The sequence below is a fragment of the Paenibacillus sp. IHBB 10380 genome, assembly GCF_000949425.1.
Classification (GTDB): Bacteria; Bacillota; Bacilli; order Paenibacillales; family Paenibacillaceae; genus Paenibacillus_AQ.
Genome location: NZ_CP010976.1, coordinates 1,251,092 through 1,275,710, shown reverse-complemented (window position 1 = coordinate 1,275,710; position 24,619 = coordinate 1,251,092). Strand labels below are relative to the sequence as shown.

General features: G+C 41.5%; 24 protein-coding genes, 1 pseudogene and 1 other annotated feature. Of the genes and pseudogenes, 10 read left to right on the top strand and 15 right to left on the bottom strand.

Annotated features, from left to right (window positions below):
* Positions 1-220: 220 nt before the first annotated feature.
* The gene (locus tag UB51_RS28150) at positions 221-382 is read right to left on the bottom strand and encodes a hypothetical protein (protein WP_160297227.1); all 162 of its coding nucleotides are present in this window, start codon (positions 380-382) and stop codon (positions 221-223) included.
* 146 nt (positions 383-528) lie between these two features.
* Between UB51_RS28150 and UB51_RS05800 the strand changes: the two genes are divergently transcribed.
* The 10 genes and pseudogenes from UB51_RS05800 (at position 529) to mtnB (ending at position 10,851) form a co-directional block, all read left to right on the top strand.
* On the top strand, positions 529-786 hold the full coding sequence (locus UB51_RS05800; protein WP_044876494.1) for a hypothetical protein: 258 nt from the start codon (positions 529-531) through the stop codon (positions 784-786).
* Positions 787-1,094: 308 nt separating this feature from the next.
* Positions 1,095-1,384, top strand: a pseudogene (locus UB51_RS29385) (phospholipase D-like domain-containing protein); the annotation flags it as partial.
* Between the two features lie 257 nt (positions 1,385-1,641).
* The gene (locus UB51_RS29380) at positions 1,642-1,953 is read left to right on the top strand and encodes a DUF6199 family natural product biosynthesis protein (RefSeq protein WP_324607749.1); all 312 of its coding nucleotides are present in this window, start codon (positions 1,642-1,644) and stop codon (positions 1,951-1,953) included.
* Positions 1,954-3,090: 1,137 nt separating this feature from the next.
* Positions 3,091-4,299 (top strand): pyridoxal phosphate-dependent aminotransferase, encoded by a 1,209-nt coding sequence (locus UB51_RS05790; protein ID WP_324607748.1) that lies wholly within the window; start codon positions 3,091-3,093, stop codon positions 4,297-4,299.
* 86 nt (positions 4,300-4,385) lie between these two features.
* Positions 4,386-4,603 (top strand) — a binding site (T-box leader).
* A gap of 408 nt (positions 4,604-5,011) precedes the next feature.
* The gene (gene proB, locus UB51_RS05785) at positions 5,012-6,115 is read left to right on the top strand and encodes a glutamate 5-kinase (RefSeq protein ID WP_044876493.1); all 1,104 of its coding nucleotides are present in this window, start codon (positions 5,012-5,014) and stop codon (positions 6,113-6,115) included.
* Positions 6,116-6,146: 31 nt separating this feature from the next.
* Complete coding sequence (locus tag UB51_RS05780) at positions 6,147-7,418, top strand: glutamate-5-semialdehyde dehydrogenase (RefSeq protein ID WP_267884728.1); 1,272 nt, start codon at positions 6,147-6,149, stop codon at positions 7,416-7,418.
* 24 nt (positions 7,419-7,442) lie between these two features.
* Positions 7,443-8,303, top strand: coding sequence for a pyrroline-5-carboxylate reductase (gene proC / locus UB51_RS05775; protein ID WP_044876491.1), 861 nt, complete (start codon positions 7,443-7,445; stop codon positions 8,301-8,303).
* Entirely contained in the window at positions 8,300-9,520 is a 1,221-nt protein-coding gene (locus tag UB51_RS05770; RefSeq protein WP_044876490.1) for a 2,3-diketo-5-methylthiopentyl-1-phosphate enolase, read from the top strand. Before proC ends, UB51_RS05770 begins: the two co-directional genes overlap by 4 nt.
* Positions 9,517-10,194 carry a 2-hydroxy-3-keto-5-methylthiopentenyl-1-phosphate phosphatase gene (locus tag UB51_RS05765; RefSeq protein ID WP_044876489.1) on the top strand — a complete coding sequence of 226 codons (678 nt, stop codon included), beginning with the start codon at positions 9,517-9,519 and terminating at the stop codon, positions 10,192-10,194. The genes UB51_RS05770 and UB51_RS05765 overlap by 4 nt, the downstream gene beginning before the upstream one ends.
* Positions 10,195-10,851, top strand: coding sequence for a methylthioribulose 1-phosphate dehydratase (mtnB, locus tag UB51_RS05760; protein WP_044876488.1), 657 nt, complete (start codon positions 10,195-10,197; stop codon positions 10,849-10,851).
* A 109-nt stretch (positions 10,852-10,960) separates the two neighbouring features.
* On the opposite strand, the gene UB51_RS05755 is transcribed toward mtnB, so the two are convergent.
* From UB51_RS05755 to UB51_RS05690, 14 genes are all read right to left on the bottom strand, one after another.
* Positions 10,961-11,836 carry an NAD-dependent epimerase/dehydratase family protein gene (locus tag UB51_RS05755; RefSeq protein WP_044876487.1) on the bottom strand — a complete coding sequence of 292 codons (876 nt, stop codon included), beginning with the start codon at positions 11,834-11,836 and terminating at the stop codon, positions 10,961-10,963.
* A 31-nt stretch (positions 11,837-11,867) separates the two neighbouring features.
* Entirely contained in the window at positions 11,868-12,980 is a 1,113-nt protein-coding gene (locus UB51_RS05750) for a hypothetical protein (protein WP_044876486.1), read from the bottom strand.
* A gap of 33 nt (positions 12,981-13,013) precedes the next feature.
* Positions 13,014-13,460 (bottom strand): hypothetical protein, encoded by a 447-nt coding sequence (locus UB51_RS05745; RefSeq protein WP_052675765.1) that lies wholly within the window; start codon positions 13,458-13,460, stop codon positions 13,014-13,016.
* Positions 13,457-13,963, bottom strand: coding sequence for an RNA polymerase sigma factor (locus UB51_RS05740; RefSeq protein WP_234405549.1), 507 nt, complete (start codon positions 13,961-13,963; stop codon positions 13,457-13,459). The genes UB51_RS05745 and UB51_RS05740 overlap by 4 nt, the downstream gene beginning before the upstream one ends.
* A 341-nt stretch (positions 13,964-14,304) precedes the next feature.
* Positions 14,305-15,219 carry an EamA family transporter gene (locus UB51_RS05735; protein ID WP_044879911.1) on the bottom strand — a complete coding sequence of 305 codons (915 nt, stop codon included), beginning with the start codon at positions 15,217-15,219 and terminating at the stop codon, positions 14,305-14,307.
* A 272-nt stretch (positions 15,220-15,491) separates the two neighbouring features.
* On the bottom strand, positions 15,492-16,187 hold the full coding sequence (locus UB51_RS05730; RefSeq protein WP_044876485.1) for a DnaD domain-containing protein: 696 nt from the start codon (positions 16,185-16,187) through the stop codon (positions 15,492-15,494).
* Between the two features lie 17 nt (positions 16,188-16,204).
* A complete protein-coding gene (gene asnS / locus UB51_RS05725) occupies positions 16,205-17,500 on the bottom strand; it encodes an asparagine--tRNA ligase (protein WP_044876484.1) in 1,296 nt (431 codons plus the stop codon).
* A gap of 58 nt (positions 17,501-17,558) precedes the next feature.
* Positions 17,559-18,764: an acetate/propionate family kinase gene (locus UB51_RS05720; protein WP_044876483.1), complete on the bottom strand. Its 1,206-nt coding sequence runs from the start codon at positions 18,762-18,764 to the stop codon at positions 17,559-17,561.
* The gene (locus UB51_RS05715; RefSeq protein WP_044876482.1) at positions 18,761-19,633 is read right to left on the bottom strand and encodes a 3-hydroxyacyl-CoA dehydrogenase family protein; all 873 of its coding nucleotides are present in this window, start codon (positions 19,631-19,633) and stop codon (positions 18,761-18,763) included. The genes UB51_RS05720 and UB51_RS05715 overlap by 4 nt, the downstream gene beginning before the upstream one ends.
* A 134-nt stretch (positions 19,634-19,767) precedes the next feature.
* On the bottom strand, positions 19,768-21,270 hold the full coding sequence (locus UB51_RS05710) for an AAA family ATPase (RefSeq protein WP_044876481.1): 1,503 nt from the start codon (positions 21,268-21,270) through the stop codon (positions 19,768-19,770).
* On the bottom strand, positions 21,254-21,805 hold the full coding sequence (locus tag UB51_RS05705; protein ID WP_044876480.1) for a hypothetical protein: 552 nt from the start codon (positions 21,803-21,805) through the stop codon (positions 21,254-21,256). The genes UB51_RS05710 and UB51_RS05705 overlap by 17 nt, the downstream gene beginning before the upstream one ends.
* Before the next feature lie 282 nt (positions 21,806-22,087).
* Positions 22,088-22,600, bottom strand: a complete 513-nt coding sequence (locus tag UB51_RS05700) for a cell wall elongation regulator TseB-like domain-containing protein (RefSeq protein ID WP_044876479.1) — start codon at positions 22,598-22,600, stop codon at positions 22,088-22,090.
* 37 nt (positions 22,601-22,637) lie between these two features.
* Positions 22,638-23,945 carry an amidohydrolase gene (locus UB51_RS05695; RefSeq protein WP_044876478.1) on the bottom strand — a complete coding sequence of 436 codons (1,308 nt, stop codon included), beginning with the start codon at positions 23,943-23,945 and terminating at the stop codon, positions 22,638-22,640.
* Positions 23,914-24,585 carry a redox-sensing transcriptional repressor Rex gene (locus UB51_RS05690; RefSeq protein WP_044876477.1) on the bottom strand — a complete coding sequence of 224 codons (672 nt, stop codon included), beginning with the start codon at positions 24,583-24,585 and terminating at the stop codon, positions 23,914-23,916. The genes UB51_RS05695 and UB51_RS05690 overlap by 32 nt, the downstream gene beginning before the upstream one ends.
* Positions 24,586-24,619 lie beyond the last annotated feature (34 nt).

Sequence of the window (24,619 nt, the reverse complement as noted above, 5' to 3'; positions counted from 1 at the left end):
TTCATAACCCCAAACAAAGCATCGTTTTATGGACATCTTTCAATTGTAAGTTTCGTTCCCATTCACGTTTATATGCAGAAAATGTGGTTTTTTTTCGTGATTTTCTTTAGATGAAATTACGCAATTTAGAATCAACAACGATTCTATATTTCTTTTCTATAATCATTATATACTTGCATCTATAATCCGCAAGCTGATCCGACTATCGATAAAAACTCGGTTAGCTTGAGTTGCCTAAGCAGAAATTTGTAAATTGATATACTAGAGTCGCAAAAGCGGCACCATTGCGAATACTATTCACTTCAATACGCCGTTGTGTGATTTCCCCCGATTGATCCATATACATGATCTCGACAATTTTCCCAAGATACTTCATTGGCATGACATCGCTCATTATTAAAACATTTGTTTGTATCATATACGAACTAATGTTCTTTATTCAAGAGTAATTGACAATATAGGTGTATGGTAGTATTTACCTAAGTCTGATAGACTTATCCTAGAATAATATTTATGGAGGAATTCAAATTGGTCAAAACCCTAAAAGCTCTTGGAATCATTTCAATCATTGGAGGAATCATTGTTGGTATCATTTATGGGACAAAAGAGGACCCGCTGGCAAAATTGCTAGAAATGGATGATAGCTTTCGATTTGCTGTAGCTCTGTCCTGGTGGGTAAGCGGATTAGTCTCTGGCATACTATTTCTAGCATTCTCAAAAATGCTCGAGTTGTTAGAATGGCACAGTCACATGCTTAAAGAACTCATGGAGAGAAACGCGCGATGATACACTACCATCTCAACAAAATCCATTAGTTAATATTAAAGCGTCATCGAATTCACTCGAAGGATTAACAACGAGATCATGACTGATGAGTGTGAAGAAAGAAATACATATAGCTACTGAACACAATCAGAGGGTAATTGTAAGACAACATAGAAGTGATAAGCGGTGATCACATTGGCGTTATGCCTTTGTGGTCTCTTTGTTGTTGATTGATTCAATCCTTATAAATAAAAACCAGTCAAAATGCAAAACTAAATATATTAGACTCTTTTCCCGTTAGTTCAATGTTTGATTCTGGGCATGGGGACTTACAAAATGCGAAGAAAACGATTGATTTGGAATATTACATCACCGGGATGATCTCATTGGCAAACGTATCACGGACTTGCTGATCAAATGTGCTGTATCCGGTGTGCATGTTCGCTTTGTAAGAGACGGTTGGGGGAGTAAGAAATTTCCTCAACATCAAATCATACGGATGGTGGATGCTGGGATTGAATGCCGGACGATATTGCCATTGCGCTTCCCTAAGTTTATATTCACTCTGACTTATAGGGATCATTGTGAAATTGTTGTGATCGACGGAAAAGAAGCTTTTGGAGCTCCTGAGGCATAAGCCCCTATTGACTCTGACATCCCTTTTCGCTTCCCGGCAGTACTAAAAAGGCTGGCTGAAATAATTCCAATTGCTCCTGTGTCGATTCCAACAGCTTCTAACCTCGCTTTCATACATCGTCATATATTGGTACATCAGGCCATCGTTTCCGTAGCACCTTCTAAGGAAATAGTTCACGTTCGCAACATGCTACTTTTTTATCTATTCCACCAATTCCACTAAATAGGCTTAAGAGGTTCATGTGTCCCTCCCCCTCCTGTTCTTATATGTTCAAAAATTGTAGCAATATAGAACTATTCCCCATGTTTTGCGTATTTATCTACAAAGGAGATGCTCTAATGCAATTTTTGCGATTTTTTATGGGCCTTATAATACTCGCAACGGGTTTAACCAATATCTTTTATCCTTCAATCGCATGGTATTTAAGAGAAGGATGGCAAAGTGGAGGGTACTCTGAGCCAGACGATACCTTCATATCCATCACAAAACTTACTGGAATAGTCTGTTCGATTCTGGGCTTGGGTATCTTTATCACTGGCTTTCTTGACTAAATGTTTAATGGATATGCTGCCATAGCTTTCATATAGTCAGATAGCTTCCAGAATGCTTGAGGTTCCAAATTCACTTTTCCATTTTTCATCCATCCTTTCTTTCGAGATTCAAATCATGGTAAACTAAAGTAAATAGTTTCCAAATGCGAGGTGACTTAGATGAAATACGGTAGAGCTCGGTCTGAACGAAAATGGAACTTCATTGAGCTATTCTTAGATATTCTGTTCTACATCCCAAGAATAGTTATCAAATTGTTACCCTAAATAAGATCGTATGTTTGGTCACAAGGCCGTAGCTACCCATACCGGATCTGCTTGATTCAGGAGTGAGGGAGAAGCACCTAAGCCGCTCCCCCACCTTTCATTTGACTTGCGACACGCTCCTTATATACCGTCTACTTACTGCTTATTCGACTACATGGTTATCCAACACCCTTGGCGATTTGAAGCCATGTCATGCCATCCTCGCGTCACTGCCTTAAAAATGTAAGGAAATCGTGAGGTATGTCATCAAATATCGGCTGATTATCAAAAATGAACTGCTCTAGCTCTTCTTTATTCACTACGACATTCTCAGTCACTTCCACAGACTTTATTGCTTCTTAAGGTTCAGTGGTTGAAGTTTCAGTGTTGATCGGATCACCGAAATCCATTTCCTGATTATTTTTGTCTTCCTGCATCCAGTCCGTAGGTTCAGATCTAGTGTTATTATCCGGTTCTACTTCTCCGTTTTTGTCATCCTTGACTACAGGTTCCGCCTGAACCTACCATTGCGCCATTCATCCCACTTCTAGGCTAACGGTGCTACGCGCTTCCGGTACTCGTCCACCATCATTACGAATATTCCAACACCCATATCTTCCTCACCTGCAAGCTTCAGGTAAGTATCGTCTTCAGACAGTCGTCCCCTAATCTCAATGAAATCATGATTCAGATCTTCTTTAGTTTCAATCTTCTCAGGAGGGAGGTAGGTAATACCAGGTCTAATGAAAGTTGCTCACCCTCGGGCTTGGCTACTGCTATCAATCGCATAATTGGTGATCGGCTTGACAGTCCAGCTTATCCCCTCTATACAGCCCTGTTAAATGATGATAAATTGTAACTATTATATTTTGGATGAGAGTAGAGTGATGAACGATGAATACGACGAACAACATGACCCCGAACTCAGCTTTTCAAATCGAACCCGCTGAAATCTTCAAAGGGCTACCCACTCAATTTTTTGCTACATTAGTTCAAAAGGTCAACCATGAAATTGCTGCAGGCCATGATGTCATCAATTTGGGACAAGGTAATCCAGATACACCAACACCAGAACATATCGTTAAAGAACTTCAGAACGCGGCTACCAACCCGCTATATCATAAATATTCTCCTTTTACTGGATATTCTTTTTTAAAAGAAGCGATCGCTAAGCGTTATTTAGATGATTATGGTGTTGTATTAGATCCCGAGACCGAAGTTGCTATTCTGTTCGGCGGCAAAACCGGACTTGTGGAGTTGCCACAAATTTTGCTGAATCCCGGCGATCTTTGCCTAGTTCCAGATCCGGGTTATCCTGATTATTGGTCAGGAGTAGCTCTCGCACGCGCGGAGATGTCTTTCATGCCTCTGCTTCAAGATCATGGATATCTTCCTGATTATAGTAGTATAAGTGAACAGGACAAGGCACGAGCGAAACTTATGTTCTTAAACTATCCTAATAATCCAACCTCTGCGACCGCTCCCCTCTCTTTCTATGAAGACACGGTGGAGTTCGCAGCGAAACATGGAATCGTCGTTGCGAGTGATTTCGCATACGGCGCTCTTGGATTCGATGGACATCGCCCTGTCAGCTTTCTTCAAGCTCCTGGCGCAAAGGAAGTAGGCATTGAGTTATATACCCTGTCCAAAACCTATAATATGGCTGGCTGGCGTGTTGGCTTCGCTCTTGGTAACGCCAAAGTGATATCGCTCATCAATACGCTACAGGATCATATGTATGTTAGCTTGTTTGGAGGTATCCAATCTGCGGCTGCCGTTGCCCTAACCTCTTCACAGGCATGTGTAGAGCAATTAGTGGGTCGCTATGAATCGCGTCGGAATGCACTATACGATGCTTTGGACCATATAGGCTGGCAAGCTACCAAGCCTAGCGGTTCCTTCTTTAGCTGGTTACCTGTGCCTAAAGGTCACACTTCCGTTTCATTATCGGACCTTCTGCTTAAAGAAGCGAAAGTCGCTGTAGCACCTGGCGTTGGATTCGGTAAATATGGTGAAGGATATGTACGGCTTGGACTGTTAAGTCCAGAAGATCGTTTACAAGAAGCCGCAGAACGTATAGGGAAGCTTGGTCTCTTTGCATAAACCTTTGCAAACACTAGTTTTCCATGTTATTCTATGTGAAATATATGATCTAATCATTATAATGAAGTAAACAAATCACAATATACAAAAACGTGTTGATGGGGCCCATAAGTAAGATAACTTCACGCTTTGCAGAGAGTAAATTCCATTGGCTGAGAGAATTTACCGTGAATCCTTTCTTAATCCTCCCCCTGAGCGGCCTGCTAATATAGTAGGACAGTACCTTCTGTTACAAGGTCCCAAGTTGGATGATTTATTTCATCAATAAAGGTGGTACCGCGGAAGCTAAACTTTCGTCCTTTGCTCGTCAAGGATGAAAGTTTTTTTGTTGTATAGATAGAATGAACTAAAGAGGAATTTAAGAGGTTCTAATTCATAATTAGTGCTTGCTGAAAATAGAATTTTATGCTGATTGTAGCTTCGATACTGGAATTGTCTTGTAGCAGCGTAGCGTTCGCCTAAAAGCTTTCCCTTCCGAAAGCTACTTCGAAAGCATACGCTTTGCCCCTGAATTCTAATCACAAATAGCGGCATATTCAAAAAATTTGGGGGCAACAGCGATTCGGTTGGACAATCCATCCGCATAGTGGTCAGTTATCAATACGATAGATTTTCAAGCACTGATTTTGGTGTTGTGCCATTTAAGAAACACAACTTTAGTTCATTCTATAAGATCAGATGTATAATTGATTAATTAAGGGAAGTGACTCTGATGCCATCTCGTATTATTATAAAAATTGGAAGCAGCTCCCTTGCCTCTACTGAAGGTGAGTTAAATCGAGAAGCCATTCATTTTTTTGCTGGGGAGATAGCATCCTTAAAAGCTGTTGGATATGAGGTGCTCCTTGTTACATCTGGAGCCGTTGCCGCAGGGTTCCGTGAGATCGGATATGTGTCTAGACCCCATCTACTACACGAGAAACAAGCTGCTGCTGCCGTTGGGCAGGCCTTGTTAATGCAAGCATACCAAGCAGCCTTTGCAGCTCATGATATTATTAATGCTCAAATTCTCCTTACCCGTACCGATTTTTGCAGTCGTAAACGAATGAATAACGCTGGTCTTACGATTGAAGAACTATTGAAGCAAGGTGTTGTGCCTATCTTCAATGAAAATGATACCGTATCTGTGGATGAGCTCAAATTCGGGGATAATGACACCCTATCTGCTCTAGTAGCTAATCTAGTCAAGGCTAAGCATCTATTAATACTAACGGATATGGATGGGCTATACACAGGTGATCCACGCATACATCCGGATGCTGTCCGTTTCGATCATGTACAGGAGATTACTGAAGAAATATATGCCACTGCCGGTGGCGCTGGTTCATCCCTTGGCACGGGAGGTATGCGTTCCAAAATTGATGCCGCCAAAATTGCCACCCGTGGCGGAGTTCCTGTCTTTGTGGGTAAAGTCAATTCACCAGGTGATCTGAAAAACGCTGTTGATGGTCATGGACAAGGGACATACTTCGATACCGAACTCTCTTCTCTTTCAATGAAGAAGCAATGGTTAGGCTTCATGTCTTCACCCCTTGGCTCGATCACCGTAGATGCGGGCGCAGAGCAAGCTTTAATTCATGGCGGTCATAGTCTGCTTCCCGTAGGCGTTCAACAAGTGATAGGCCATTTCCATGCTGGAGATGTCGTTGAAGTACTAAATTCCGAAAGTGTAGTTCTAGGACGTGGTATCATTAATTATGATGATGAACAACTACGACTCATTCGTGGGATGTCTAGCTCAAAAGTTGTTCAAGCGCTAGATCATATCCATCGGTTAGAGGTCATCCATAGAGATGAATGGATCACATTGAAATAGCACAATAAAGTCACGTTTCAAGCCAAAAAACTTGTGGGAGGTAATATCAATGAATGGAAGTGAAGTGAGATCCAAAGCAGCGCTGGCTAAATCAGCAAGTGCGGTGCTGAATCGACTAACGACGGAGCAGAAGAATAAAGCTTTAGGAGCTATGGCCAATGCCCTTAGACAGGAACAGCAGAGCATTATCACTGCAAATGCTGTAGATCTAGAACGTGGGCGCCAGCAAGGAACCCCTTCTTCTTTACTTGACCGTCTCGCTTTAAACCCAGAGCGTATTGAGGCAATGGCTGAAGGGCTAGAACAAATTATTAGTTTACCTGATCCAGTCGGTGATGTGCTAGAAACTACTGAACGACCAAATGGTTTGCTGATTGATAAAATTCGTGTACCCCTAGGAGTCATTGGTATTATCTACGAAGCAAGACCCAATGTAACCGTTGATGCTGCTGGATTATGTCTTAAGACCGGAAACGCTGTAGTCTTGCGTGGTGGCTCTTCTGCCCTCTCGTCTAACCGCCAAATTATCGAAGTCCTGCATCATGCACTCGCTTCGACTGATATTCCTGTAGATGCCTTGCAGATCATTGAAGATCCAAACCGATCCTCTGTGGATGAAATGTTGAAGTTAAACGGCCTACTAGATGTCGTAATCCCACGAGGTGGCCGCTCACTCATCCAGAATGTAGTCACCAATGCTACCGTCCCTGTCATTGAGACGGGCGCAGGTGTATGCCATACGTATATCGATGAATCTGCCGAACTCACCATGGCTACAGAGATAAGTATGAATGCCAAGGTTCAGCGTCCTTCAGTCTGCAATTCCATGGAAACCTTGTTAATTCATCAAGCATTCGCTGCATTGCATTTGCCTCATATTGCTGAACAATTCCGTAATGCTGATGTCGAGCTACGCGGTTGCGAGCATACGCTTTCTCTTGTCCCTTGGGCAAAGTTAGCCACTTCCGAAGACTACGACACGGAATACAATGATTACATTCTAAATGTTAAGATAGTAAACAATATACAGGAAGCCTTAGATCATATCACACAATATGGCACGCAACATTCCGAATGTATCGTGACAGAGAATAAGACTCAGGCAGATTACTTTATACAAGAAGTCGATGCTGCGGCAGTTTATCACAATGCCTCTACTCGCTTTACCGATGGTTTCGAATTCGGTTATGGAGCAGAGATTGGGATTAGCACGCAAAAACTACATGCAAGAGGCCCTATGGGACTTCCTGCACTAACCTCAACGAAATATCGCATCTATGGAAATGGACAAATACGCCGCTAATATCGGCAAGGAGGATTCTTACCTATGAGCCAGCAACAAGCTATAATTCAAGATCATATTACGTTCTATGGGGCTGGATCGATGGCAGAGGCAATCGTGCGCGGTATTATCGCTCGCACCGTTGTACTTCCTTCGGCAATTACGATGCTTAATCGAAGTAATACAGAGCGTCTTGAGGAATTAAAGCAACGATATCAAGTGAATACCAATAATGATGAGACAGCTAAAGTTAGAATTTTGCAGAACTCTCCAATCATCGTACTCGCGATGAAACCCAAAGATGCCGCCGCCTCTCTGCAACAATTAGGTCCACTACTCTCAGATGGACAATTAATCGTCTCCGTCATTGCTGGATTATCTATTACAACCATGCAACGTCTACTAGGACGGAAACAACCCATTGCAAGAACGATGCCCAATACTTCTAGTTCTATTGGTCTCGGCGCGACTGGTTTATCGTTCTCAAAAGAAATAACGGAGGATCAACGCCATACCGTCACGACTTTGTTTGAGGCAGTAGGAATAGTCACTGCTATTCCTGAGGAGAAAATGGACTTGCTTACAGGTATTTCCGGCAGTGGTCCTGCCTATATTTATTACATGATGGAAGCCATGATGGCTGCGGGGATTCGCGGTGGATTATCACCTCAGCAGTGTAAAGAATTAACGGTACAGACCGTTCTGGGTGCCGCCCAAATGGTTCAGCAGACAGGAGAAGAACCAAGTACACTAAGAGCTAAGGTGACCTCTCCGAATGGTTCAACACAAGCAGCCATTATGATGCTTGATAAAGGTGACTTCTTTGAAGATGTTATTGCAGCTGTTAACCGCTGCGCAGAGCGTTCCCGTGAGATGGGTGCTGCGCTAAAGGAGGAAGGTTCATGAATCAATGTACAGCAACTTATCGAATTTATGATGACAAAGTAGATTTTCGTAAAAAAGCAGAATCGATCGCTATAGGCATGACTGTTGGTAGCTGGACAGAGTTACCCCAAGCGAAACGGAACTCCATGCAGAAACATTTAGGACAAGTCTTAAGTGTAGAAGAACATGAAGCAAAGGGTGCTGCCATCGGCACTAGATATGCAGATATCACGATCGCCTATCCTGATGTAAATTTTAGCCATGATATCCCAGCCCTACTCGTCACCGTATTCGGCAAAATATCAATGGATGGACGAATTAAACTGATTAACCTAGGATTCTCAGAGTCTTTCCTTTCGGCTTTTTCAGGTCCTAAATTCGGTATAGCAGGAATCAGAGAACAACTGGGTGTCTATGATCGCCCTCTACTTATGAGCATCTTCAAGTCGGTTATTGGCCTTAACCTTGAGGAATTACGTGAGCAGTTCTACCATCAAGCACTCGGTGGTGTCGACCTCATCAAGGATGATGAAATTCTATTCGAGAATAAGCTGACCCCTATAGAAAAGCGGGTTGAAATTTGTATGAAGGCTGCCGAATTGGCAAGTAAGGAGACGGGTAAAAAGCTACTTTACGCTGCCAATCTAACCGGCCGTACTTCCCAGCTTAAGCAACAAGCTATGAAAGCTATCGATGCGGGAGCTAACGCCCTATTGTTTAATGCACTAGCCTATGGCTATGACGTCCTCCATGAATTGTCTAGTGATCCTGAGATCACCGTACCTATTGCAGCTCACCCTGCTTTAGCAGGAGCAATATATCCAGCTCAGCACTATGGCATTTCACCTTCTGTTCTTTTAGGGCAACTCATGCGACTAGCAGGTGCAGATCTAGTACTCTTCCCATCTCCATATGGCTCGGTTACGATGCCAAGAGAAGAGAACTTAGCTATCCATCATGAACTCATTACATCTGATCTGAAAATCACAACAAGTATGCCCGTTCCTTCTGCCGGTATTCACCCCGGTCTAGTGCCTTTGATACTGAAAGATTTCGGAACTGATGTTGTCATCAATGCAGGTGGAGGTATTCATGGACATCCCATGGGAACGACAGCAGGTGGACATGCTTTTGTACAAGCGATTGATGCGGCAATGAAATCTATTCCGCTCGCAGAATATGCGGTAACTCATCCAGAACTACAGTCTGCCATTAATACCTGGGGAGGAGAACAATGATATCATCTAGAAAACCCGTCATCTTCTGTGATTTCGATGGAACGATTACGATAACAGACAATATCGTGGCGATCATGAAGCATTTCAAGCCGCAAGGCCACGAAAAAATTATGGAAGATACGATCAAACAGAGAATTAGCCTTCATGAAGGTGTGAGCGCCATGTTCGCACTTATACCCTCCAGTCAACGTGAGGAGATTATTTCTTTCGTATTGGAATACGCTGGTATCAGAGAAGGATTTCAACAATTCCTTTACTATCTCAAAAAAGAAAATATTGAATTCTATGTAACAAGTGGTGGTATGGATTTCTTTATTGATCCCTTGCTTCAGCCTTTCCAAATACCCCAAGACCATATTTATTGCAACGGGGCTGATTTCTCTGGAGAACATATTAAGATAACTTGGCCCAATCCTTGCCTTCCTCCTTGTGAGAATAGTTGTGGGATGTGCAAGACAACGGTTATCCGCCAGTTTCCAGAGGACACTTATCTACGGATACTCATCGGAGATAGCCTAACGGACTTCGAAGGAGCCAAGATTGCCGATCTCGTCTATTCTCGCTCTTGGCTCACCACGAAATGTGAAGAACTTGGGGTCAATCATGTGCCCTTCGAAACGTTTCATGATATTATATCCGATTTACAACAGAAACAAGAACAAGGAGTGCTATAAATGAGCTTTGTAAATATCACCTTAGAACAGAAACAAGAGGTTATTAGCGATCTTCGTAAAGTTAAAAATCAACTAGCCGAGCGCATGCTCTTCCCCGGAACTAGCGGTAATCTATCCATGCGTGTTGGTGATTATAGTCCAGAACAATTTTATTTCGCTGTTACTTCAAGTGGCAAAGACAAATCTAAGAACACCCCAGAGGACTTTTTATTCGTTGATCATGCGGGTCACCCTTGCGAGAATACACTCCTGAAACCCAGTGCTGAAACTCTTATTCATTGTGAAATTTACCGTCTAACGGGATGTAGTGCGGTATTCCATGTACATACCGTCTTCAATAACCTTATCAGTGAGTGGATGGGTAACGGTGGTTTTGTAACAGCTCAAGGAATTGAACTTATTAAAGCCTTCAATATTTGGGAAGAAGATGCTGCCATTTCTATTCCGGTCCTTCCTAATTATGCAGATATCCCACGGATTGCCGCTGAAGTTGAAGGTGTGCTTAACCCTGCAGTCCCAGGTATCCTTTTACGTAATCATGGAATATATGCGTGGGGTAAGAACGCTTTTGAAGCCAAGAAACATTTGGAGTCATTTGAATTTATCTTCGAATATTTATACCGTAGTTTACTTCTTCAGAATGTACCTAAAAGATAAACAAATAATTTAAAAGAGAATATTCCAGACATTAAACTAAAAACCTCCAAAACCACTATAAAAGTGGGCTTGGAGGTTTTTTTATCGAGTCCTTATAGCGGAAATACATCTAAGATAGCACAAGTTGTCTCAGCAATATTGGAAACCATGAATGTAAAGGCTGAAATGCAAACCCCGCTTGGGTTGCCTTGCCATTATTAATCGTTAAGGTACGCTCTACCCCGTAAGGTGACATATTCTCCTGAGAAGTACGAGGTACAATAATTGCTTTCTTCCCGACCTCTTGTTCAATAGAGGATATTAACTCCGCTAACGAGATAGCACCTGTTGAGCACGCGTTCAGAGGACCTTCTATCTTATGATCCTTGAGCCATAACAACAGTTCAGCGGCCTCGTCTGAGCTAATGAAGTTAATCTTGGCATCCATATTCGGGATTCCAATCGGTATACCCCTCTTCACTCGATCAATATGGAATTCTACACGCCGAGTGTAGTCATCGATTCCTAATACGAAGGTGAACCGTACACTGCAGACAGGAAAAGTAGCTCGTTGTGCAAATACAGCTTCAGCTAACCCTTTAGCAGTTCCATAATCGAAATCCATTCGCTTTCCCATCTGAATTGGAAGTGGGTATGGATCGAATTCCTCTTCTTTCTTGTTCACAGACAATGACTCATAGACAGACATACTAGACGTATAGATATATCTCTTGACTTTACCTGCAAAAATCTCGCAGGCATTCATAGCATCTTGTGGTGAATAACATATATTATCATAAATAAGGTCCCAGTCACGGCCTTCTACTGCCTTGGCTAATGACTCATAGCTTTCACGATCCACAACAAGCCGTTTCACAGTATCTCCAAAGGAATCCACAGTTTGACCTCTCGTCGCGATGGTGACTTCCGCTCCATCGTCCAACAGTAATTGAACTAATCTTTTGCCAAAGAAACGAGTTCCACCCATGACCAATACTCTGTACATTGAATTCCTCCTTTAATCCTGTTGTGTCACACTAGCGCCGTAGTCTGCTTTCCTGTTTCTTCTTCGTCTTATTATCTAGCAACAATTTAATTCCACCTGCAAGGAGCAATAGGGATACAATAAATGTCCTCATATATGTTCGTACCCTATACTCAATATGCCAGTCAGGAAACCATGATTCGAACAAAGGAATAATTAGAGAGCTACTTATATAATATATTCCACAACCTAACAACACAATACCAATCCATCTTCGATGGTTCTCAATTCCATCAATCAGCGGACGATCTTGCATAGGTTCTCTTCCATACCGACTAATCTGCTGTAAGGCATCAAAGAAACTGAAGAACCAAATCACAGGAATGAGAAATAGGAACACCGAGAGCCTAAGAATGTCTAGAATATAAATGGAGCCCAGAAATAATATCATCAGTTGCAAACCACGCTTCTGCAAACCAACATACATATGCCCAGCTCCAGGAAAGGCTGACAGCAATGTCGCTAATATTTTACTTCGCTTACCTACCTCACGGCCCGATTCAAATTCCTCAAATAAGGTTCTATCCACCAATACCTCTCCAGCTTGCTTGCGATGCACCTGTTGAACAGCGTCAAACATACAATAAAGCCATATAATCGGCAACACGCCTAGAAACAGCAGAAATATAGACTGACTGGTTAACCCTGTCACGAACAGCATAATCGTCAAAAGACCGAAGAAAGCGACTAAGAAGGATAACCCCCGCTGCATTAGACCCAATTGTAAATGTCCCAAACCAGGAATAAAGGATAACAAAATCGTATAGAACCGTTCACTTTCTCCACTTCGGACATGGGATTCATATTGAGGTGGCATACCATAATCCAATGGCATCTCAGGTATATAATTAGGTTGTTGTCTAAGAAGTGAGATCAGCAAATCAAGCATATTGATTCCCCAGAAGAACAACGCTATAACAGCCGTGAGAAATAGAATCATCTCTTCACCATTACTAGCAAAATACATCATAAATCCTAAAATAATACTTCCGAAAAACAAGAAGGGATATATAACAGCTCTGCCTTTTCTCCCTAAATAATAATGTCCCAGGCCCGGCACTACATTTAACATTAAAGCTAATATCTTATTATGATTAGGCTTCATATCAACCAACCTTTCCATTAATTTTCAAACTAATTATTTGAATTGATCCAACCAATTGATCGTAATATTCATCATCTGATTACTAAAAGAGACACCCTCATAAGTATCCTGTGTACTTAAATCCGGATACATGACCTTATCGAATAAGCCTGTAGAAAGGAAAATCACTGTCAGACAAGCAGCTACAGCGTAATGGACGAAGGAGTGCTCATACCAGCGGCGCTTCGATTCCGACGAAATTGGAGCCTTGCAATAAGGTTCCTTAGGTAGCTGATTCATGACTGTATCGGTAAATTGAGAGGGATATTCTAGATCTGGAAGCTGCAATTCTTCACAAGTCAACAACTGCATATGTATTTCCAGTGCCTCGGGATCATCTATCAACAGCACTTCCCAAATTTGTTGCTCCTCTTTGTTAGCTATGCCCGTTATATAATTCTGAGCCCATTGTCTCTTGGTGCTGGTTGTCATAGGGTTCACTTCCAATCCTCCTCCTTCCATTTCTTTCGAATCCACTGTTTCGCTCGATATAACTTAGACTCTACCGTATTCTTGGTCACCTGAAGCTCTAGAGCAATCTGTTCATAACTTTTCTCTTCTAGATAATAAGCTGACAGAACTTGTTTATGATTATCAGGTAATTGTTTCAGTTTATCCTTAAGTAGCCGATGTTTCTCTTTACGAATAGTGAGCGATAAAGGACCTTCCTCATTGGACGGTATTGTCTCCATCTCAATGACAGAGGTGATTGTGTGCTCACTATGCCTCGTTTTTTTCCGTTTAAGATCTATAGCTTTATTCAATGCAATCCTAGAAATCCAAGATTTGAAGCCTTGGGAGCGGTACTGAGGAAGAGATCTATAGATCTGGATAAAAGTTTCCTGCGCAGCATCCTCGGCATCCTTAACGTCATGTAATACCGAATAGGTAATCTGAAAGATATGCCTATTATATCGATCCACGATGACACGGAAGCCGCTCATATCTCCCTGGCGAATATTCTCTATTATGATATCCTCGTCAATAGTTCTCCTCTCCTTCCCATTATTAATAGACGCATCGTATTTTCATTACACTGCATGTTTTTGCAAAAAAATAATTATAACGATTCCTTTGACTTTGAAATAAGTTTTAAACTGTTCTTTCTTATTTCTTATTAAACAAAGAACCAGTCACAACACAACATAAAGTGTTCGACTAGTTCATTGTTATTGAAGTATAAATTTCCTTACTAGAATATCAGCTCGTAGAGTTCATTATCGTCAATTCATGAAGAATTGAACGACCTGAGGGACCCTATCATTTATCGATGCCTATTTGTAACCTAAAGCTCTACCTTGTAGAGAGATGCCCTGGGTGAATCTTTTCTTGTCCACATCGGTAATATTTGCGGGGCAGCAATTCCGATCATAACAACGATAATTCCGACCCAGCGAAGCGCTGATACGTGTTCTTGTAGAACTAACACGGAGGCCACTACAGCTGCTGGTAATTCCGCTGCACCTAGAATCGTTGCTAGACCTGAACCTACTTTTGGGACACCGATAGAAAAGAAAATGACAGGAATAATAATTCCGAGCAATCCTAACGGGATACCGTATTTCCAAAGTCCATTTGGAATAGCTCCGTCATAAATAAATGAAGGTGAGAAAACGATCATAACCATGATGAATGCACTTGTAATCATATACAAACTTTTATTAATTACAGGTACTTCTGTAGCTACTCTCCCACTTACAAAAATATATAAAGCAAATGTTACCGCTGATATTAAGCCAAAAATGATACCGCTTGTCGTTATTTCACCTTCGCTAGGCTCAAAAACGCCCCCAGCTAACAGTGTCCCAACAAGAAGTATAGCCATCGACAGCAACTTCCCTCGACTAGGAAATCTTCTATCTGCCACGGCCTCAAGAATAACACCAATCCAAGTAAATTGGAATAAGAGCACAACCGCAATCGAGGCGGGCAACTGCTCAACCGCTAACCCGTAGAATATGCCTGTTAAACTGGTTGTGATTCCAGCTCCAAATAAAGAAAAGACTATTTTTAACCCGAGTCTTTTTCGGGAAAATAACAAGACTAATAGTAACAAAATACACCAACCAAAAAAGTATTGCCCTCCTACTAATTCCTGCATCGTAAATCCGCCTTTAATTCCAAGCTTTATGATCGTAGATAGAACGCCATAACTACATGCACCTAAAAAAACTAATAAAGAGTACTTCAGTAACTTAATATTCAACGTTGAACACTTCCCTTTCTATTAGAACAAATTACGTAAGAAAGCCCCTTGTCATTGAAGACAAGGGGCGATTGAAACCAAAGATTATATCTCTGACAAAATTCCGCCACTCCATACAAGGATGGAGTTTGAGTTATTTACTTATAATAAAATATCAAACAGAATCTTATCATATGATAAATCACATATTCATGTCAATTCAAAACTATCAAATAATTTAGAAAGAACGTTTCCTTATTAAGGAAACGTTCTTGAGATTTCTAAAATTATGATCTACCGCTACTACGGAATTTCTGAGTATATGCTTTGGCATCTGCAGTATTCTTCACACGGTTGCGGCTCCACTCCAGCAAAATACGATCAATATAACGGAAATGGACCTTTCCTGCGAATACAGCCTCTTTGAGTGCCATTAGAATAAGATCATGAGGATATTGGTCCTGATCCAGCCAGCCAGAGATTGTCTCACATTCCATCGGAGATAAAGGACGCCCAAATTCCTTCTCAACAATCTTGAATATGTTACGCTCACTCTCAGGCTCTTCTGTGGCCGTAGATTCACGTGCCACAGAGGCTTGTTTCAACTTATTCTTGGCATCATTCGCCATACAAATACTTAGCTTCTCATAGAGACCTGAAACGTTATAACGCTCATACTGAATGTCTCGATCCTCATCAACCTCTTCATCAATGCTCAAGAAACCATCCTTCATCAGCTTCTGTAGACTCAATGATATCGCATGTGTTGTTCCTCCTATAAGCTCCTGCATATCTTCAAGTGTTGGGAATTCTTTCATTTCCACTTGCTTGAAAGACATGAGATGCATCAATAGAAGAACCTCACGATCATCCAGCTTCAATCTTCGATAATAACGGAACAAAGCATAAGGGAATATTGCTACGCCTGCTCCCATTCCTGATGAAGCTCCCTCAGCCCATGTTCTCCATCCCGTGTTATCCATGAGCCTCACCTCTTAACTTAAGGATAAAGACGATACAACGTACGTGGGAAGGCAATCGTCTCGCGAACATGATCAAGTCCGCAAATCCATGCTACAGTACGCTCCAACCCGAGACCGAATCCGGAATGGGGTACTGATCCATATTTGCGTAAATCCATGTACCATTGGTAAGTCTCTAATGTCAATCCATGTTCGTTGAAGCGCTCTTCCAGTAATGCTTGGTCATCAATACGCTGTGACCCTCCGATAATTTCACCGTATCCCTCTGGTGCAATCATATCAGCGCACAGCACAACTTCAGGCCGGGTTGGATCGGGCTTCATGTAGAAAGATTTGATACCTGCAGGATAGTGTGTTATAAAAACAGGCTTGTCGTAACTCTGGGCAATTGCAGTCTCATGAGGTGCACCGAAGTCATCACCCCAAGGAATATCGAAACCTTGTCCGTGTAGAAATTCAATGGCATCATCGTAAGTTATACGTGGGAAAGGTGCCTGAATTTGTTCCAGCTTCGAAATATCACGACCTACTGTTTCCAATTCTGTACGACAATTCTTAACAACAGATTGTACAACATAACTAATAAAGTTCTCTTGTACACGTAGACTTTCTTCATGATCTGTAAAAGCCATCTCTGGTTCGATCATCCAGAATTCAATAAGGTGACGACGTGTTTTGGATTTCTCAGCACGGAACGTCGGCCCAAAGGAATAGACTTTGCCTAGCGCCATTGCAGCAGCTTCCATGTACAATTGACCGCTTTGAGTTAAATAAGCATCTTCATCAAAATATTTCGTATGGAACAGGTTTGTTGTTCCTTCTGCCGATGTCGGAGTTAGGATCGGTGGGTCAACCAATGTAAATCCATTATTGTCAAAGAAATGACGAACGGAACGAATAATCTCTGCACGGATGACAAGAATCGCACGTTGTTTATTGGAACGTAGCCATAGATGACGATGATCCATTAAGAAATCTACACCATGCTCTTTCGGAGTAATAGGATAGTTCTCGGTGATATGTATCACTTCGATTCCCGTTACCGTCATTTCATAACCAGATGCACTTCGTGGTTCTTCACGAATAATACCTGTCACATATAATGAACTTTCTTGAGTTAGACTCTTGGCAGCGTCCCACACTTCCTCTGAAACCTCACTCTTTACAACAACACCTTGAATATATCCAGTACCGTCACGCAATTGCAAAAATTGAATTTTTCCACTTGATCGTTTGTTATTGATCCAGCTTCCGATGGTTATTGTTTCGCCAACATGCTGGTTCACATCACGAATCACACTCTTGATGGACATGCTTTGATCTCTCCCTTATAACTATCATTCTATATAACGAATTCATTATTTTATAATATTATATCGAATCACTAACAATGCGGAAAGTATCACGTGCAATAATTAATTCTTCATTTGTTGGAACAACCAACACTTTCACTTTGGAATTATTTGTTGAGATAAACCGTGGTTCGCCAGAACGAATGGCATTCAGTGCATCGTCAATTTCTACTCCAAGATAAGTTAAATTCTCACATACTTTCTCACGTACAACAATGGAATTCTCGCCAACCCCAGCTGTAAATACAATCACATCAACACCATTCATAGCTGCAGCATAAGAACCAATGTATTTACGTAAACGGTACTCATACATTTCAAAAGCAAGCGTACAATTAGCATCGCCATTGGCCATACCATCTGTAATTTCTCTCATGTCGCTACTAACTCCGGATATTGCCAAGAGGCCGCTGTGTTTATTAAGCATAGAGTTCACTTCATTCACAGTCAATTCTTCTTTGTTCATGACAAAGGGTACAACCGCTGGATCAAGATCACCACTTCGAGTTCCCATCATTAAACCTTCTAATGGAGTCATCCCCATTGAAGTATCTACGGAACATCCTCCAAGTACAGCAGTAACACTACCACCATTTCCGATATGACAGGTAATGATCTTCAAGTCTTCGATAGGTTGACCAAGATGTTCCGCTGCTGCTTTACTAACATATTCATGTGAAGTACCATGAAAGCCGTAACGGCGTACTTTGTATTTGTTATAAAGAACTTTAGGGATGGCATACAAATAAGCCTTTTCAGGCATCCCTTGATGAAAAGCGGTATCGAATACAACAACCATAGGTGTACCAGGCATATTAGTTTCTGAAGCTGTTATGCCCATCATCGCCGCAGGATTGTGAAGGGGTGCTAGATCGATCAAGCGCCGAATTTCCGACTTTGCATTACTATCAACAAGAGCAGAAGCCTTAAACGATTCACCACCATGGACAACACGATGACCTACAGCCTGTATTTCATCCACTGACTTGATAACACCATGTTCTGGATGTGTTAGCATAGAAAGTACTTTGCGAATTGCAGTCGTATGCTCCAGAATCTCTTTGACTTCAGTAACTTCCTGACCACCCGTAGGTTTGTGAGTCATAATAGATGAATCCATTCCAATTCGTTCTACAAGGCCTTTAGCCAGAACAGACTCGTCTGTCATGTCATACAATTGATATTTCAAAGAAGAACTTCCTGCATTAATAACTAAAATTTTCATATCCGGTCACCATCCTTGTCATACTTGAAGAATCCTTCACCTGTTTTAACACCTAGATGCCCTGCACGAACCATCTTCTTAAGTATGGTGGATGGGCGATATTTCAATTCACCAAATTCACGGAACATTCTTTCAAGAGCAGCAAGTACAGAGTCCAGTCCGAAACGATCTGCCATTTCTAGAGGACCATTCTGGAACTGATAGCCTATACGCATTGCATTATCGATGTCTTCAGCAGAAGCAACACCTTCTTGCAGAATGTGAAGTGCCTCATTAATTAATAGACAAATTAAACGAGAAGATACGAATCCAGGAGATTCATAGATCATGATTCCTTTTTTGCTTACCACGTCTTCTACGAAATTTTTCGTTTCTACAAACGTGAGATCGGATGTCTTCAGTCCACGAATAATTTCAACTAAATCCACTTTTCCGACCGGATGAATAAAGTGCATTCCAATCACACGTTCAGGATACATCGTAGAACTTGCAAGTTCAGTCAAACTAAGTGTTGATGTATTACTAGCAAGAATAATATTGTTAGGACATACTTGGTCCAATTGTGAGAATATTTGTTTCTTCGCATCTAAATCTTCGGAAATGGTCTCAATAATCATGTCACATGTTCCAAGTTCAGCGAAATGTTCTACTTTATGAATTCTACTGAGAATAAGTTTCTTCTCTGCCTGAGTAATACCCCACTTCTCTAGCTGTTTATCAAGACTTGTCTCAATCATGTTATAGGAATAGTTTAATTTCTCTGTAGATTTCTCCACCAATAATACATCAATGCCCTTTGCTGCTAGCATTTCTGCGATTCCTTGTCCCATGGTGCCACCGCCTATGACACCAATCTTCTTAAATAACATATGGTATGCAACTCCCTTTTTATGTCGTATATTCGATATTGTACCCTTCTTATCGAAAAATACGTTATTCACTCCAACATATAATAATATCTTAGCATGGAACAAAAGTAAAAAAAAATAACCAGCATCATATTTTATGCTGGTAAAAGTGAAGATTCACTAAATAGACAACGAAATTGATTTCCAGAGAGTGTTTCTTCTCTAAGTAAGATGTCCAGCGACTGATCAAATACGTTACGATGCTGTTCTAGTACATCTCGAGTTCGAGACATTAACGCCTCCAGAATCACATTATTCTCTCTCATCAGTTCTTCTGTCGTCACCATTTCTATGTTTACGATACCTAGTGAGGTCAGACCCGATTTCATCATCGTTTGGACAATATTCAATGCTTGTTCGAAATCATTACTCGAACCTGTACTCCGTCCACCGTAATAAATTTCCTCCGATGCGGCCCCTCCAAGAGCAATCATAATCTGTTCTTCGAGGAAAGACTTTGTATACAGATATTGTTCTTCTTGTGGGTTATGACGCACATAACCTAGTGCTTGTCCCCGTGGACTTAATGCCACTTGACTTACACTACCTGGGCGAACTACCTCTGCCATAATGGCATGTCCCAACTCATGAATCGCAACTCTTCTTTTCTCTTCTAAGGTTGATTCTCGATCCGTCTTTTCTCCCATCATCACCTTATCAATGGCCATGGAAATATGCCGCTGCTCTATCTCCTGTTTATGCTCACGCATCATGTAGATCGCAGCCTCATTCATTACACTTTCGAGCTGTGCTCCAGAGAATCCATAGGATTCCTCCGCTATCTTATCCATATCAAGAGCCTCCGTAATAGGCTTGTTCTTGGCATGAAGTTGTAAAATATGTTTTCTTCCCTTTTTATCCGGTAAATCAACCTGAATATGCCGATCAAATCGTCCTGGTCGCAGTAAGGCACTGTCTAGCATTTCCTTACGATTCGTCGCTGCGATGATTAGAATCCGTGGACTTTCCGATGAATAGATACCATCCATTTCAGTTAATAATTGATTAAGAGTCTGATCATACTCTCGCTGCTGACCACCCTCACGCTTACCACCAATGACGTCAATCTCATCTATAAATATTATGGCGCTTTTCTTATTCTCCTTAGCAGCGCGGGACCGAGCATCCCGAAATAAATCCCGAACTCGTCCTGCACCGACCCCAACATACATCTCAACAAATTCACTACCGGCTGCAGCTACGAAAACCGAATCCGTATACTGACTCGCCGCTTTTGCCATCAGCGTCTTCCCTGTTCCTGGCGGACCTGTGAGGAGAATACCTTTCAATGGCCGAATCCCAAATTTCTGAACCTCGTCATATCGATTAAGAAAATCAAGAGCTTCTCGAAGCTCCTCCTTCGCATTGTCTTGACCCCCAATTTCTTCAAAGGTAAGCTTGCTCATGCTATTCTTCTTCCGCTTACGGTCCGCTGCTGCACCGACTGCAAGTCCTCCGCGCTTGTTAGCGACCACCAGCAGAACACCGATCAAGATAGCTGCAAACAGCAATGGAACAACATTGATACCAATAAAGGCTAAGAAAATAATCAGTACAGGCAGAAATCCAATCAGAACTTCTTTAGTCCATCTTGGCATTGTTCCACACCCCCAATTTACCTGGATCACGCGGTAGAATAATAAATTTACTAGCCTTAGCATCCGTCGTACTAATCAAATTCACATACACGTTCGTATCGTCCATTTCAGTTGTCACTTTCACATCACCTGATGCTTGTGTCAGTTCCTCTAGTTTCTTGGGTATATCTGTATAACGTTTATTCTCCATAGCCTCAGCTACAGAGAACATCGCTTTCTCCCAGAATTCATTTAATGTATTAGAGGAATGATCAACAACAACGAACTGTAAAACACGGTTTCCAACCAGTGACTTTCCTTCTGTTTTTAGTTGTTGAACAAGTCCTGGTAACTGAGTATTTGGTTTAATATCAAGATTCAAAACAATTTTATCTTTGGTAATATCCATTTGAGCGCTATTTACGCCCTCATATTTTGTCACCATATTGTGGAGGGGACTTTGTAAAGTCATTTGCCGGTATAGAAACCAACCGCCAAATAAAAGGGCGCCAGAGAGGACTACAGTAATAAGTATAGGAACTACACGTGGTTTCAACTAGTCGTTCTCCTTTCATATATAGACAAAAATTTAATTTCTCAATATTGATATACAAATCGTGTACATATAATCTATCAAGTAAATCTACGATAAAGTATATCATATCGCATATCCTTTTTCGAAGGTAATGTGTGGCTATATTTTAAATTTGTTGTTTATTAATGTCGAATTGTCAGACCCGGTCACACATAGCTATACAATCCGACCAATATAAAATGACCGAGATTCCACAAAGGATTCTCGGTCATTTTATATTTTTATATTTAATAAAGTCTTTATTTATCGATTAGGTAATGTATAACGATCTCCTACAGGTGAACCGTCTTTGAACTTATAAAAACGGTAGTAATAATGGTCTTTCTCCAAGTAGTACACTTGCCATACATATTCACCATAATACATTCCAGGCTGAATCCTAATTTCCTCAATACCCGGTATTTCATTTATGATCTTGGATCGTATTTGCTCTTCTGATAATCCGTTCTCTACCAGCTCGCTGTGTATTGCGTTCAGTCCCGATGCAAGCTTGTTATCTTCAGTAAATTGAACCCAGACCATGAGATCTCTCTGGTCCTTATCCTTACCTTCAATAACCCAAGAGATGGTGTCCCACACTGATTTCTGTGTATCAGTCACCTTCACCAACTCTGTATTTTTTTTGGCAGCAGTGATTGCGGTCGTTTCCTGACTGTGTTGATCTTGAATGATATATATGTAATATCTATAAAGTCCAAACAATATCAGCAGAAAAATAACAATACCAAGCAGAATCCATTTTTTTTTATTCTTCACCCTGAACTTCCTTTCTCCGAGAGTGAGACCCTTGCTGTTAACGCGACAACAAGCCCTCGAATGCTGACTGTGCTTCACGACGAATGCGTTCCTCATCGAGAGTAAGACAAGCACCGTGTTTCACAACCTGTTTACCATCAACCCACACATGCTCAACATCTTTGCTACTTGCTGAATATACAGCATGAGATATGAAGTCAGTGTGAGGCAAGAAATGAGCTTGGTCTGTATTTACAGCAATGAAGTCAGCTTTCATGCCCGGAGCAAGACTACCTATCCGGTCTAAGAAAAGAGATTTGGCTCCATACACTGTACCCATACGCAGCGCTTCTGCCGCAGGAATGGCTGTTGGATCTCCCGAGATTCCTTTATGAATTAATGCAGCCAGACGCATTTCTTCAAACATATCTAAATTATTATTACTGGCCGGTCCATCTGTGCCAAGCGAAACCGTAACGCCCGCTTTCAACAGATCTGTCACTCTTGCTATACCACTCGCAAGCTTCAGATTACTGCCTGGATTATGCGACACACCAACATCATATTTAGCCAATATTTCAATTTCCTTATCGTTTAAGTGAACCCCATGAGCTACCAACGAAGGGCGTGTAAACATCCCTAGCTTCTCTAAATGCTCCACAGGTCTAAGACCATAGTCATTCACATTCTGCTGGACTTCACTCAACGTCTCAGACATATGCGTATGCATAGGCAGATCTAGATCATGAGCGGCTTGTACAAATCTCTCGAAGAAATCTGGAGGGCAAGTATAAGGTGCATGTGGTGAGATCATCGTCGTGATTCTTCCATCTGCTTGGCCATGCCAATCTTTAGCGAAAGCGATAGCTTCTTTCAGCTTCACATTCTGAACCTCTTCAGAACATAGACCAATAACACCACGCATTAAAACGCCTCTCATACCAGATCCTTCAACAACTTTAGCCACTTGTCCCATATGATCATACATATCTAAAAAGGTAGTTGTACCTCCCTTTAGCATTTCTATGACTGACAAGGATGTTCCCCAGTATACGTCTTCTGAAGTGAATTTCGCCTCCATTGGCCACATTTTTTCTTGTAGCCAGACTTGAAGTGCTAGATCATCACCATAACCTCTCAGCAACGACATCGCGGCATGCCCATGCGTATTGACTAATCCAGGTAGGAAGAACAAATGAGTACCATCAACCACGGGGATATCCTGTTCAACAGAAGGGGCCTGCTCCCCAATGTAAGTAATCAGATCATCTTCAATTAGCATATATCCTCGAATAACCGGTTGCTCTCGATTAAGGACAGCAAAGGATCCGTTCTTAATGATCCACTTTGTCGGTGATTTCGTCATGAATTGTTTCTTCCTTTCTATTGTTCAAATAATAAGCCAGACTTAGCATATCGGTTGTGAAGTCAGCAGCATGGATGCGAATATGAGGCGGTGCTTTAAGAATGGTAGGTGCGAAATTCAATATCGCTTCGATACCTGATTCAATTAGTTGGTCAGCTACACTTTGCGCCTCAAATGCCGGAACTGTAATGATCCCAATTCGAATGTTTTTGTCAATAATTGTTGATCTAAGCTCTTCCATTGGTTGTACTTTTAATGTATTAATCTCTGTGCCTACTTTAGGTGAATAAGAGTCAAACACAGCAATGATTTTCAAATTCTCTTTAAGATACATATTGTAATTAGATAGCGCTTGTCCCAAGTTCCCTGCTCCCACCAACACCACATTAATTTGCTGGTCAAGATTCAGGATGTGACGAATTTTCTCAATAAGATAAGCAACATCATAACCGATCCCTTTACGTCCGAAATCCCCGAAATAGGCTAAATCCTTACGAATTTGTGCAGGATTCAGTTCAAGCTTTTGACCTAATTCCTGCGAAGAAACAGTAGCAACTTCACGGTTTTGAAGCTCCGAAAGATACCTTAAATAGACAGGCAATCTACGGACGACAGCTTCTGATATTTTCTCGAATTTCATTCTTGCTCCTCCTAATTATTGGCTGAAATAAAGC

What these genes read in the sequence shown, in the direction of transcription:
- UB51_RS28150 (WP_160297227.1), bottom strand. Translation starts at nt 382, where the DNA reads ATGCCAATGAAGTATCTTGGGAAAATTGTCGAGATCATGTATATGGAT.
- UB51_RS29380 (WP_324607749.1), top strand. Translation starts at nt 1,642, where the DNA reads ATGTGTCCCTCCCCCTCCTGTTCTTATATGTTCAAAAATTGTAGCAAT.
- UB51_RS05790 (WP_324607748.1), top strand. Translation starts at nt 3,091, where the DNA reads ATGAATACGACGAACAACATGACCCCGAACTCAGCTTTTCAAATCGAA.
- proB (WP_044876493.1), top strand. Translation starts at nt 5,012, where the DNA reads ATGCCATCTCGTATTATTATAAAAATTGGAAGCAGCTCCCTTGCCTCT.
- proC (WP_044876491.1), top strand. Translation starts at nt 7,443, where the DNA reads ATGAGCCAGCAACAAGCTATAATTCAAGATCATATTACGTTCTATGGG.
- UB51_RS05770 (WP_044876490.1), top strand. Translation starts at nt 8,300, where the DNA reads ATGAATCAATGTACAGCAACTTATCGAATTTATGATGACAAAGTAGAT.
- UB51_RS05765 (WP_044876489.1), top strand. Translation starts at nt 9,517, where the DNA reads ATGATATCATCTAGAAAACCCGTCATCTTCTGTGATTTCGATGGAACG.
- mtnB (WP_044876488.1), top strand. Translation starts at nt 10,195, where the DNA reads ATGAGCTTTGTAAATATCACCTTAGAACAGAAACAAGAGGTTATTAGC.
- UB51_RS05755 (WP_044876487.1), bottom strand. Translation starts at nt 11,836, where the DNA reads ATGTACAGAGTATTGGTCATGGGTGGAACTCGTTTCTTTGGCAAAAGA.
- UB51_RS05750 (WP_044876486.1), bottom strand. Translation starts at nt 12,980, where the DNA reads ATGAAGCCTAATCATAATAAGATATTAGCTTTAATGTTAAATGTAGTG.
- UB51_RS05740 (WP_234405549.1), bottom strand. Translation starts at nt 13,963, where the DNA reads ATGAGCGGCTTCCGTGTCATCGTGGATCGATATAATAGGCATATCTTT.
- UB51_RS05730 (WP_044876485.1), bottom strand. Translation starts at nt 16,187, where the DNA reads ATGGATAACACGGGATGGAGAACATGGGCTGAGGGAGCTTCATCAGGA.
- asnS (WP_044876484.1), bottom strand. Translation starts at nt 17,500, where the DNA reads ATGTCCATCAAGAGTGTGATTCGTGATGTGAACCAGCATGTTGGCGAA.
- UB51_RS05720 (WP_044876483.1), bottom strand. Translation starts at nt 18,764, where the DNA reads ATGAAAATTTTAGTTATTAATGCAGGAAGTTCTTCTTTGAAATATCAA.
- UB51_RS05715 (WP_044876482.1), bottom strand. Translation starts at nt 19,633, where the DNA reads ATGTTATTTAAGAAGATTGGTGTCATAGGCGGTGGCACCATGGGACAA.
- UB51_RS05710 (WP_044876481.1), bottom strand. Translation starts at nt 21,270, where the DNA reads ATGCCAAGATGGACTAAAGAAGTTCTGATTGGATTTCTGCCTGTACTG.
- UB51_RS05695 (WP_044876478.1), bottom strand. Translation starts at nt 23,945, where the DNA reads ATGACGAAATCACCGACAAAGTGGATCATTAAGAACGGATCCTTTGCT.
- UB51_RS05690 (WP_044876477.1), bottom strand. Translation starts at nt 24,585, where the DNA reads ATGAAATTCGAGAAAATATCAGAAGCTGTCGTCCGTAGATTGCCTGTC.